This is a genomic window from Bradyrhizobium sp. BR14999 (genome assembly GCF_056106085.1).
The window spans coordinates 1,699,526-1,711,055 of record NZ_CM148536.1; the positions used below are offsets into that span (position 1 = coordinate 1,699,526).

Consider the following 11,530-nt stretch of genomic DNA (forward strand, 5'->3'; position numbering starts at 1 on the left):
TGCCAGCCAAGCTTCAGCCGCCCGCGAGCAACTGCCGGACCTCGGCGATCGCGTCGTGGTTCACCTGCAGGAACCATCGGCCTTCGCGAACATTCTGATGGAGGGTCGATGCGGCCCGGGTCGCGCGCGCTCGCGTCCGGGTTTGACATTGCCCTGATCTTCGCCTCTGGCGATGGGGGAATTGTGAGCACGGTTATAGAGAACTTGCTGATGCGGAAGCAGAAGCTCGTGGAACAGCTCGAGACGACGCAGTCGGTCGAAGACCGCGACAGGCTCGAGCACCAGCTCGAACAGATCAACACCGCGCTGGATTTTCTGGACAGGCCGGGACCGAGGGAGGGACCGTGACGGCGCTCAATCCACCTTCGGCGCGTCCATCTGCGGCGCCTCCACTTTCAGTGCCTCTACTTTCAGCGCCTTGGCATAGACAACGCCCGAATTGGTGATGTGCGTCGTCATCAGCGCTTCGAAGGCCGCGAATTCGCCCCGCGCGAACAGATCGAGCAGCCTGCGATGCTCGTCGAAGGACGAGCGGGTGCGCACGTCGATCGGCGAGGTCAAATTGGTGCGGAGCGCGGCGACGCGGCCGGAGACGAGCTGATAGGATTCGGCGAGGTAACGGTTGCCGCAATGGGCGACCAGCGCCTCGTGAAAAGCGGCGTCGGCGCGGCCATAGGCGATGTTGTCTTTTACCGCGATCGCCGGCTCCATCGCGGCAATCGCTGCGTTCATTGTCGCGATTGCGCCGTCGCGATCGTGGCGGAAGGCGAGCTCGGCCGCTTTCGGCTCGAGCGCGATGCGGAAGGTGCAGAGCGCATGGATGTCCTCTGCGCTCGGCGTGAACACGAAGCTGCCGACCTGCGGCCGGATCACCACGAGCCCCTGCGCCTGCAATAGGCCCATCGCCTCGCGCACCGGCGTGCGGCTGACACCGAAGGAATTTGCCACCATCTCCTCGGAGATGGCGGCGCCGAGCGCGAACTCGCCGTCGATGATGGCCTGGCGCAGCCGCTGCATCACCCGCTGCGACAGCGATTTCGGCGTATCGAGCTTCAGCGACTTCATGGGCTCTCCGGTCAGATCACCTTGCCGGGATTGAGCAGATGCTCGGGATCGAGCGCGGCCTTCAGGGTTCGCATCAGCGCGATCTCGGCCTCGCTCCTGGCATGATCCAGCCATTTCTTCTTCAGCGTGCCGATGCCGTGCTCGGCGGAGACGCTGCCGCCCATCTCGCGCACCAGACCATAGATGATCGCGTCCATCTGTTCTTTCGGCTGCTGCTCGACGGAGAGACCCGTGACCCAGGCGACGAGATGCAGATTGCCGTCGCCGATATGGCCATAATAGACGCTCTCGCAGCCTTTGATGCCTCTCGCGAGCGCGGCCTTGCAGCGCGTCGCGAACTCGTCCATCCGCGCCACCGCAAGGCCGATGTCGTAGGAGATGTGCGGCCCCAGCACCTGGCCGAATTCGGCGCAGATGTCGCGCACGCGCCAGAAGGCTTGCGTTTGCGCCAGCGATTGCGCCACGGCGGCATCCGCCAGCAGTCCGCGCTCCATCAGCTCTTCCAGCCAGTTTTGGAAGCGCGGTGCATCTAAGCTCTCGTCGGTGCCTTGTGCCTCCACCAGCACGTAGAGGCCGTGGCCTGCTGCGACCGGCGGTTTTACGCCGGCGCGCGTCGTGATCACGTCCCAATAGTCCGGCCACATCACCTCGAAGGCTGACAGCAGCGGCCCGAGCCCGCTGCGCGCGGCGCCGAGCAGGGCGATCACCGCGGCATAGTCCTTCAGCGCGCAGAGCGCGGCCATGGTCGAGCGCGGTTTGGGAAACAGCCGCAGCACCACGCGGGTGATGATGCCGAGCGTGCCTTCGGAACCGATGAAGAGATGCTTCAGATCGTACCCGGCGTTGTTCTTCATCAGCTTGTTGAGGCCAGTGATGATGGTGCCGTCCGGCAGCACCACTTCGAGCCCGAGCACCAGCTCGCGCGTCATGCCGTAGCGGATCACGCGGTTGCCGCCGGCATTGGTCGAGAGATTGCCGCCGATCGCGCAGGAGCCGCGCGAGCCGAGATCGAGCGGGAAGAAGAAGCCGGCCTCATCCGCGGCCTTCTGGATGGTCTCCAGCGGCGTGCCAGCCTTCACCGTCATCGTCGCCGATGCAGGATCGATCTCCTCGATCCCGGTCATGCGCTCCAGCGAGATCGCGACCCAGCCTGTCTCGGGCGAGGCGCCGCGGCACAGCCCGGTCAATCCGCCCTGCGGCACGAAGGGAAGTCGCGCCTTCCGGCAGGTCAGAATCGCATCGGCAACGCCCTGCGCATCGAGCGGACGGATCACCGCGAGCGGTGTCTGTGGCAAGCTCGCGCTCCAATCGTTGCAATTGCGCGCCGGCACGTCGCTGCCGGTCAGCACCGCGGCCGCGCCGAGCTTGTTGCGCAATGCGCCAAGCAGTTGGTCAGGACGCTCATTCGGGGTCACCATGTCCATGCGAGACCTCCTCAGATCTGACTGCGCCTATGCGCGCCGCGACGGTGGAAAGGATTTGCCTCCTTCTTGTATGTAAGGTACAAGATCGAAAGTAAAGCAAAAACAAGGCTCGGAAAGCCCTCTCAAGGTCCATCAGGAGATCAGAGGCTTGGTCCGAGGTCGCAGCTAAAGGGTAGTGAGATGACGGAGGCAATTCGCGGGTTCTGGGTGGCGTCGGCGACGCCGCTGGCGACGGACGGCAGCGTGGACTCCGCAAAGCTCGCGGCGCATGCCAAGCAACTCTTCAGCAAGGGCGTCGATGGTGTCGTTCTGTTCGGCACCACCGGCGAGGGCACCTCGTTCAATGTCCCTGAGCGCGTTGCGACCATCGAAGCCATGCTCAAGGCCGGCATCGCGCCGGAGCGTATCGGCATCGGCGGCGGCTTCCCCGCTATTACCGACAGCATCGCATTGACGCGCGCCGTGCTCGGCCTCGGCCTGCGCCACGTCCTGTTGCTGCCGCCCTACTTCGATCGCAGCGTCACGCCTGATGGTATCGAGGATGCCTTTGCCGCGATCATCGACGGCATCGCCGACGACCGGCTGCGCGCCTATCTCTATCACATCCCTCAGACGTCGGGCGTTGCGATTCCGACCAACGTCGCCGCGAGCTTGCGCAAGCGCTATGGCAAGCAGGTCGCGGGCCTGAAAGACTCCAGCGGCGACTTCAAGCAGTTCCAGGCCTTCCGCGTAGCTAGCCCCGAGCTCGCCATCACCGTCGGCAACGAAGCCGATATCACGCGTGCGATCGCTGCCGGCGGCGCCGGCACCATCTGCGGCATGGCCAATGTCGTGCCCGAGCTGGTCAAGGGCATGGTCGAGGGCAAGGATGTCGAGGCGCGCATGCAGGCCGCGATCGACATCGTGCTGAAGACGCCGTCGTTCACCGCAACGCTGAAGGCGATCCTCGCGGCGCAGACGGGCGATGCCGGCTGGCTGCGCGTGCGTCCGCCGCTCCGCGCCTCGTCCGACGGCTCCGCGTTCCTGCGGAAGATCGACGCGCTGATGGCGCCTGCGATCGCGTGAGACCGCACAAAGTCGTGATACGTCGCCGCGAACGCGCGCACGACGTGTCGCGGTTGGCACGACGGCAATTGGAGATTGCCGTCCGCTGCCGCTCCGTTCTTAGAACCGTTCAACACTAGAGCGATTCAACTCCGCGGACGGTTCTCTTCGCGCACCGTGTCTGTTAGACGCGCCAGCTTCAATGCTGTGTCTGACTTGGAAGTGAATCGAACGTGCCTGCTCATCTGGACGGCCTGCGCGTGAACGGTCGTCGACCCCACGCCGGCAAGAGCCGTGCAGGTCTTCTCATCGCAGCGGCCGTGCCGCTGGTGATGCGCGTCGTTTCTCGCTGTCGGCGATGGTGAAGTTCTAGCGATGGGGCTGCAGCGCGCTGAAGCCGATTTGCGGGTCGTCCCGACCAGAGGGGGCGGTGCCGATGCGTGAGTCCTGGCGTGCCTTTAAGTCCATCCTGCTTCAGGTCCATTCCATCGCGGGGCTCGCGCTCGCGCTGCTGCTTGCCTTGATCGCGCTGACTGGCGCGATCATGAGTTTTGAGGACGAGATCGTCGACCATCTCAACGCTGGCATCATGCTGGTGGTGCCGCGGCCCGCGCCGGCGCTGATGCCGGACGAGCTGGTTGCACGGCTGAAGGCAACGCACGACGTCGGCAAAGTCTCGGCCGTCATGCTGTCGAGCGATCCGTCCGCGGCGGTGCGTGTCCGCTTCGGGCGCGACGAGCAGGGCGGGAGGCCGGCCTCGCTCTATGTCGACCCCTATGACGCACGCGTGCTGGGCTCGCCGCGCGGCGAGGAGTTTTTCGCGACCGTGCGCAGGCTGCATCGCTGGCTGCTCATCCCCGGCGACGCCAAGGGCTGGGGACGTCAGATCACCGGCGTCGTGGCGCTCGGCTTGATCGTCATGCTGGTCTCGGGCCTCGTGCTGCGCTGGCCGCGTCGTGCCGGCAGCGTGAAGATGTGGCTGAAGCCGAATCTCTCGCTTAGCGGCCGCGGCCTGCACCGGTCGCTGCATGCCATCATCGGCACCTGGGTCCTGCCGATCTATCTGGTGATGACGCTCACCGGGCTCTGGTACTCGTTCGACTGGTACAAGGATGGCGTCGTCTGGTTGTTGTCGCGGCCGCAAGGCCCGGCGGCGAAGATGATGCCCGCAAACCCGCCGCGCGCTGCCGGCCGTCCCGAGCCGGCGCAGCCGATCGGCTTCGATCAGGCATGGACGACGTTCCAGCGCGAGGAGGGCGGCCGCTTCGCTAGGGCTTTGCTGACGCTGCCGGCGAGCCCCGGCACGGTGATCCGGATCCGGTCGTGGGGGAAGGACATGACGCTCGAGGCCACGCGCGACGAGTTTCGTATCGACGCGGTCACCGGTCAGCTGGCTTCCGCGGAGCGCTATTCCGACAAGACGTTCGGCGAGAAGGTCATCGCGGCCATTTACGACATCCACCGCGGCGCCATCCTGGGCTGGCCCGGCAAGCTCGCCTTCATGATTGCCGCGGCCTTGATGCCGCTGTTCGCCGTCACCGGCATTCTGCTCTATCTGTCACGCCGCAAGCTGCGGCGCCCGGCGCAGCCGCCGCTGGGGCGGCTCGTTCCCGGCGAGTGAGCCGCGGCGAAGGCTAGCCAACGCGCTTGCAATGGTTCAAAAGCCCGTGGCCTGTCCTCCCCAAGGGTTCACGCCATGAAGCTTCCCACCGTCACGCCCGCCGAGATCCGCCGCGCGCTGCTCCTGCGCGAGGAGATCGCGCTGCTTGATCTCAGATACGAGGCGGCGTTCGCGACCGGTCATCCGCTGTTCGCCGCCAACATGGCTGCCGACCGGATCGCGGTCGAAGCCGAGGTCAGGCTGCCGCGCAAGGACGTGGCGATCGTGCTCTATGATGACGGCGAGGGGCTGGTCGCAACCGGCGCCGAACGGCTGGCCGCGCTCGGCTACAGCAGCATCCGCGTGCTCGAAGGCGGGCTAAAGGCTTGGCACGCGGCGGGCTACGAAGTGTTCGAGGACGTCAATTCCTATTCGAAAGCATTTGGCGAGCTGGTCGAGGCGCGCCGCCATACGCCTTCGCTCAGCGCCGACGAGGTGGCCAAACTCATTGCCGAGAAGGCCAACATCGCCATCCTCGATGTCCGCCGCTTCGACGAATATGCCACCATGAACATTCCGGGCTCGGTCAGCGTGCCCGGCGCGGAGCTGGTGCTGCGGGCCGGGCAGGCCGCGCCCGACCCTGAAACCACCATCATCGTCAACTGCGCCGGCCGCACGCGCTCGATCATCGGCACCCAGTCGCTGATCAATGCCGGCATGCCCAACAAGGTGCGCGCGCTGCGCAACGGTACCATCGGCTGGACGCTGTCGCGCCACACGCTCGATCACGGCGCCGACAGGCGCGGCGCGATCGGGCCGTTCGAAGGCGGCCCGGCCAATGCCCGCGACGTCGCCTATCGCGCCGGCGTTCGTCATATCGGCGCGAGCGAGGCGGCGGCGCTTGTCGTGCAGACCGATCGCACGCTCTATCGCTTCGACGTGCGCGACGCGGAGGAATATGCCGCGGGCCATCTGCCGGGCTTCCGTCATTATCCCGGCGGCCAGCTGGTCCAGGAGACCGACATGGCCGCGCCGGTGCGCGGGGCGCGTATCCTGCTGACCGACGACAAGGCCGTGCGTGCCGACATGACGGCGTCCTGGCTGGCGCAGATGGGCTGGGAGGTCTATGTGCTCGAAGGCGGCTATGACGGCGCGCTCGAAGTTGGTCCGCCGCGCCTGCTGCCCAAGCCCGACCCGGCGCTTCGCTACCGCCGGCCCTATGAAGGCACCGACGTCGCGCAAGCCGCGATGCAGGCCTATCTGGATTGGGAGTACGGTCTCGTCGAGCAGCTCCGCCGGGATGGAACGCACGGGTTTTATGTGATTTGACTCTGTTGGCGCGCAACAAATCTTCTTCGTCGTCCTGGACAAGCGAGCGCTTGGCAACGCGTAGCGTTGTCCGATAGCGAGCGCTGATCCAGGATCCATTACCACCGTCCCGTGTTGTCTGGGGATCTCGTGGCCCCAGATTGCCGGACACCAGGCGTCTGGGATAATGGGTCCTGGCTTTCGCCAGGACGACTTTGAAGCTGAGAGCGGTGCCCTCCCTGCTTACCGGCCGCCGCCATCCTCTCCCCGCATCCAATTCCTATTGTGCCGCGGACCGTCCGCGGTCTATGAGCTGCGGCAAAGCTGCTACTTACGGAGACACCATGCCAGCCCCAGGCCAAAGCCCCGAGCGGAATGCGAAGGCGCTGCTGCTCGAAGGCGTCAATGACAGCGCTGTCGACCTGTTCAAAAGCGCGGGCTTCACCAATGTCGAGCGCCTGACCAAGGCGCTGGACGGCGAATATCTGCGGCGGGCGCTCAAGGGCGTGTCGCTGCTCGGCATCCGCTCGCGCACCCAGATCACCGACGAGGTGCTTGGCGCCGCCGGCCAGCTACTCGCAGTCGGCTGCTTCAGCGTTGGAACCAATCAGGTCGATCTCACCGCGGCGCACAAGCGCGGCATTCCCGTCTTCAACGCGCCGTTCTCCAACACGCGCAGCGTCGCCGAGCTCGTGATCGGCGAGATCGTGATGCTGCTGCGGCGGATCTTTCCGCGCTCGGTGTCGGCGCATGAGGGCGGCTGGGACAAGTCGGCGACCGGCAGCCGCGAGGTCCGCGGCCGCACGCTCGGCATCGTCGGCTACGGTAATATCGGCTCGCAGCTCTCGACGCTCGCCGAAGCCATGGGCATGCGCGTGATCTACTTCGACCGAACCGACAAGCTCCGTCACGGCAACACCGAGCCGGTCGAGAAACTGGAAGAGCTGCTGGCGCAGAGTGACATCGTCAGCCTGCACGTGCCGGAAACGCCGGAGACATCAGGCATGATCGGCGAGAAGGAGCTGCGGGCGATGAAATCAGGCTCGTTCCTGATCAACAACAGCCGCGGCACCGTGGTCGATCTCGATGCGCTCGCGCGCGCCTTGCGCGATGGTCATCTCGCCGGCGCGGCCGTCGACGTGTTTCCGGTCGAGCCCTCCTCGAACGCGGATCGGTTCAAGAGCCCGGTGCAGGGCCTCGAGAACGTCATCCTCACGCCGCATATCGGCGGCTCGACCGAGGAGGCGCAGGAGCGCATCGGCGGTGAGGTCGCGCGCAAGCTGATCGACTATTTCATCACGGGATCGACCATGGGCGCGGTGAACTTCCCCGAGGTGCAGCTGCACTTGCGCCCCTCCGGCGCGCGCTTCAGCCACGTCCATCGCAACGTGCCTGGCATGCTGCGCCGGCTCAACGAAGTCTTCCTCCAGCGCGACATCAACATCGCCGCGCAATATCTGGAGACCGCCGGCGACCTCGGCTATGTCGTGCTCGACGCCGACCTCGGCGGTCAGGATTCAGCCGCGCTGCTCCAGCAGATCCGCGCCCTCGACGGCACGGTCGGCGCGCGGCTGGTGTTCGAGCACTAGCGCGTCATTGACGGCCGGCCGGAGGTCGCCTTCAATGCGGCTTCCTGACGGATCGAACGAGAATAGAAAACGGGGGGAACGATGGCGCAAATGCGTGCGAAGCTCTGTGTCTTGCTCGTAGGGACCGCGGCTGCGTTGACTGCGGGCAGCGCGTCGGCGGCGACGCTGGCGGAAGATGCAGATGCCGTCTGCAAGGCGCTCGTCGGCACTGACGCCGTGAAGATTGATTCCGCGGCGTTGCAGGCGCCGTCGCAACTCGCGGTCGCCGAGCGCGGGCCGACCCCGTCGGGACGCATCACGCCGGCCAATCCGCGCTTCTGCAAGGTGCTCGGACACATCGATCCCACCGATCCCAAGACGCCGCCGATCAAATTCGAGGTCAATCTTCCCGTCGAATGGAACGGGCGCTCGCTGCAATATGGCGGCGGCGGTTTTAACGGCGTGCTGATCACGGGACTTGCGCTGCCGCCGGCTTATCCGTTCGACAAGCCGTCACCGCTGGCGCGCGGCTTCGTCACCTATGGCACCGATTCCGGCCACGAGACCAAGCAGGGCGAGCCACCGCAGCTGTTCGCGCTCAACGATGAGGCGTTCGAGAATTTCGCTCATCGCGCCTACAAGAAGGTGCGCGATGCCGCCGTCGCGCTGATGCAGCGCGCTTACGGCAGGAAGCCGGACAAGATGTATTTCATGGGCTCGTCCGAGGGTGGCCGCGAAGGCCTCACCATGGCCCAGCGCTACCCCGACGATTTCGACGGCATCTTCGCCCGTGTGCCCGTGATCAACTGGGTCGGCTTGCAGCATGCCGGCACCCGCTCTGGTCTCGCGACCATGGGCGCGGGTTGGATCAATCCGGCACAGGTCAAGCTCGTGGGTGATGCCGTGCGCGCGGCCTGCGACAAGGCCGATGGCTCCGACGATGCGCTGGTGCAGGATCCGGTCGCCTGCAAGGCGGCGTTCAAGGTCGAGACGCTGCGCTGCGCGGCGGGCCAGAGCGGCGATCAGTGTCTCACTGAGGCGCAGATCAAGGCCGTGAACACGCTGCATGGCACCTACAAATTCCCGTTCGCGCTCGCCAATGGTCTCGACGATTATCCGGGTTGGGGCATCTCCGGCGAGGACACGCCGGCAATCGGCCCGACCGGCGGCTGGGTGGCCTGGTGGCTCGGCACCGCGCCGCCGGCGCAGCCGCCTGCGCCCAACAATGGCATCGCCTGGATCTATGGCGCCGGAGGCATTCAATATGTGTTCGCGCGCGATCCCAAGCTTGACGTCACCACCTACAAGCTGGAGGAGCACAAGGCGCGGCTGCTCGAAGTCTCCAAGCTGATGGATTCGACCGATCCCGATCTCAGCCGCTTCCGGATGCGCGGCGGTCGGCTGATCATGCTCGAGCACATGGCCGACTACGCACAGAGCCCCTATGCCGGCATCCGCTATTTCGAGAGCGTCGAGCGCAAGCTCGGCAAGGCCGAGACCGCCGAGTTTGCGCGGCTCTACACCGCCCCCGGTGTCGACCATGTCGGCTCCGGGGCGCCGGCCAATGTCGACATGCTGAGCGCGCTGGTCGACTGGGTCGAGAACGGCAAGGCGCCCGGCGATCTCGAAGTCACCGAGCAGAAGATCGAGGCGCCGTCGTTTGCGGTGACCCGCGCGCTGCCGCTGTGCCGCTGGCCAGCCTGGCCGCACTACAAGCGCGGCCCGTTGACGGAGGCCTCGAGCTTCACCTGTGCGCCCTAAAGGGAGGAGGCCGGCTGGCCTTCGCGACTAACTTCATCCCGCTGCCATCTCCTGCGCGCCGCCGAGCAGGCGCGCATTGAGGCGGCCGCCGGAGAACAGCATGTCATCGAGGGCCTCGTCGATATCGGCTGACGTTACGGAGTTGCCGCCATCGCGAGCGAGGCTGGCCTGCGCCAGCCGTCGCATCAGTTCCTTGATGAACGCGCAGCTCGTGCCCTCGCTGCGTCGGGCGGCCTCCGCGACGACCGCATCATTGAGCGGCAGTCCTTTGCCATAGAGCCGAGCCAGCTTGTTGCGGCCGGTCTCGTCAGGCAGGGGCACTTCGATCGCCTGGTCGATGCGACCGGGGCGACCGGCGAGCGCACTTTCGAGGTCCTCCGGCCGATTGGTGGTCAGGATGAACAGGATGTCTGCGTCCTCCTTCAGCCCGTCCATCTCGTTGAGCAATTTGTTCAACATGGACTCCTCACACGGCCCCATGTCGTCGCGGTCGCGGGCAATGAGATCGACGTCCTCGATCACGACCATCGACGGCTGAAGCAGCCGTGCCAGGCTCATATAGGCACCGAGAAGGCCGATTTGCTCGGCGGTGATGATCAGCGTCGTATGCCCGGCAAATGTGTTGCGAGATAGCGGATCGTGTGGGTCTTGCCCGTGCCGGGCGGCCCGTACAAAAGGATGCCCTTGCGTGTCGACTGGCCAAGCCGGCGCAACTGATCGCGCGTGCCGACGAAATTCAGCACGTTGCGATCGAGCAGCCGCAAGGTCCGCTCCGGGAGGATCACCTCGTTCCGCGACACCGGCGGCAACCGATGCACGGTGATGCCGCGCGAGTATCCGCGATAGTCAGAGTCGGCATCAAGCGAGAGGATTTTTCCGCGATAGGTGCGCGCGGCTTGCACGGCCTGTTCCAATTCGCCGAAGCATTGCTGGACGAGGACTGCGCCTGCGGTGCCCGCAGGCACAACGATTTCTAGTCGAATCCCCGGCTCGCGGCTGTATTCGCGGTGCGCGCAGAGCAATACCGCGTAGCGAAGACCATCCTGCTCGCACAGCCACAGACCGTTATCGAGGCACTTGACCGGGCTCTTCTCGCCGACATCGAGGTCAGAATATTGCAGCGGTGCAATCGCGAGCGCGTTGCGGCCTTCCCGAAGGAGCCGTGAAATCGACAGCGTTTCGTAGCGCTGTTCCTCGTTCAGCCCGAAAAGCCGGATCGCCTTGCCGAACAGGCGGTCGATCGCGGCCTGGAGATCTACCCGCATATGGCCGGGAAACTGACGGATCGTGGTCACGAGCTTGCTGCGTGGGACGCCGGTGAAGTGCCAGTCCAGCACCTCGCAGGCGTGTTCGAGCTCCTTTTCCGGTTCTTGCGGCGCATTCACGGTGTCTGCGGCGCGCATGCAGTCGTTGCATAGCCACACGGTACGGCTGCCGATGCGAACATCCGTCTGCCCTTTCGGCTTGCCGCAGAGCTCACAGGGAGTCCTGATCTCTTCCAGCGTGATCTTCAGGGGATGCTGGCCCAGCCAAATATATTGACTGGCCGACTTGAAAAGCGCCTCTGCGACGGATTGCGGGTAGGGACCGCAGGCGGCTTTCTCCTCGCGCTCGATCCGCATCATCAGAGCGGCTGCTTCGCGGTCCGACTTGCCAAAAACCTGGCGGAGCAGCCCGATGACGAACTCGTCCGGCGTGTCGTCATCGTTGTAAATCACGAGCTGAGCCGGCTCACGCTCGCCGCGCACATCGTCCGTCAT

The 11,530-nt window shown here is 65.4% G+C and carries 10 protein-coding genes; 6 read left to right on the plus strand and 4 right to left on the minus strand.

What is annotated here, in order from left to right:
• Nucleotides 1–210 precede the first annotated feature (210 nt).
• On the plus strand, nucleotides 211–348 hold the full coding sequence (locus ACR9YP_RS07840) for a hypothetical protein (protein ID WP_164934848.1): 138 nt from the start codon (nucleotides 211–213) through the stop codon (nucleotides 346–348).
• Between the two features lie 6 nt (nucleotides 349–354).
• Here ACR9YP_RS07840 and ACR9YP_RS07845 read toward each other — a convergent pair whose 3' ends face one another.
• Together ACR9YP_RS07845 and ACR9YP_RS07850 are read right to left on the minus strand one after the other, a co-directional pair.
• Nucleotides 355–1,065, minus strand: a complete 711-nt coding sequence (locus ACR9YP_RS07845) for a GntR family transcriptional regulator (RefSeq protein WP_474219321.1) — start codon at nucleotides 1,063–1,065, stop codon at nucleotides 355–357.
• Nucleotides 1,066–1,076: 11 nt separating this feature from the next.
• Nucleotides 1,077–2,489 (minus strand): FAD-binding oxidoreductase, encoded by a 1,413-nt coding sequence (locus tag ACR9YP_RS07850; protein ID WP_438103364.1) that lies wholly within the window; start codon nucleotides 2,487–2,489, stop codon nucleotides 1,077–1,079.
• 180 nt (nucleotides 2,490–2,669) lie between these two features.
• Here ACR9YP_RS07850 and ACR9YP_RS07855 point away from each other — a divergent pair, with 180 nt between their 5' ends.
• The 5 genes from ACR9YP_RS07855 to ACR9YP_RS07875 all read left to right on the plus strand — a co-directional run bounded on the left by ACR9YP_RS07855 (nucleotide 2,670) and on the right by ACR9YP_RS07875 (nucleotide 9,770).
• Nucleotides 2,670–3,554, plus strand: coding sequence for a dihydrodipicolinate synthase family protein (locus ACR9YP_RS07855; RefSeq protein ID WP_438103362.1), 885 nt, complete (start codon nucleotides 2,670–2,672; stop codon nucleotides 3,552–3,554).
• A 415-nt stretch (nucleotides 3,555–3,969) separates the two neighbouring features.
• Nucleotides 3,970–5,154, plus strand: coding sequence for a PepSY-associated TM helix domain-containing protein (locus tag ACR9YP_RS07860; RefSeq protein WP_438103360.1), 1,185 nt, complete (start codon nucleotides 3,970–3,972; stop codon nucleotides 5,152–5,154).
• Between the two features lie 75 nt (nucleotides 5,155–5,229).
• Nucleotides 5,230–6,462, plus strand: coding sequence for a rhodanese-like domain-containing protein (locus ACR9YP_RS07865; RefSeq protein WP_438103358.1), 1,233 nt, complete (start codon nucleotides 5,230–5,232; stop codon nucleotides 6,460–6,462).
• 323 nt (nucleotides 6,463–6,785) lie between these two features.
• Nucleotides 6,786–8,030 carry a phosphoglycerate dehydrogenase gene (gene serA / locus ACR9YP_RS07870; protein WP_438103357.1) on the plus strand — a complete coding sequence of 415 codons (1,245 nt, stop codon included), beginning with the start codon at nucleotides 6,786–6,788 and terminating at the stop codon, nucleotides 8,028–8,030.
• Between the two features lie 81 nt (nucleotides 8,031–8,111).
• Nucleotides 8,112–9,770, plus strand: coding sequence for a tannase/feruloyl esterase family alpha/beta hydrolase (locus ACR9YP_RS07875; RefSeq protein WP_438103355.1), 1,659 nt, complete (start codon nucleotides 8,112–8,114; stop codon nucleotides 9,768–9,770).
• A 33-nt stretch (nucleotides 9,771–9,803) separates the two neighbouring features.
• Here the strand turns inward: ACR9YP_RS07875 and ACR9YP_RS07880 are convergent, their stop codons facing one another.
• Nucleotides 9,804–10,328, minus strand: coding sequence for an AAA family ATPase (locus ACR9YP_RS07880; RefSeq protein WP_438103353.1), 525 nt, complete (start codon nucleotides 10,326–10,328; stop codon nucleotides 9,804–9,806).
• A gap of 38 nt (nucleotides 10,329–10,366) precedes the next feature.
• Nucleotides 10,367–11,518 carry an ATP-dependent Clp protease adaptor ClpS gene (locus ACR9YP_RS07885; protein WP_474219323.1) on the minus strand — a complete coding sequence of 384 codons (1,152 nt, stop codon included), beginning with the start codon at nucleotides 11,516–11,518 and terminating at the stop codon, nucleotides 10,367–10,369.
• Between the last annotated feature and the right edge of the window lie 12 nt (nucleotides 11,519–11,530).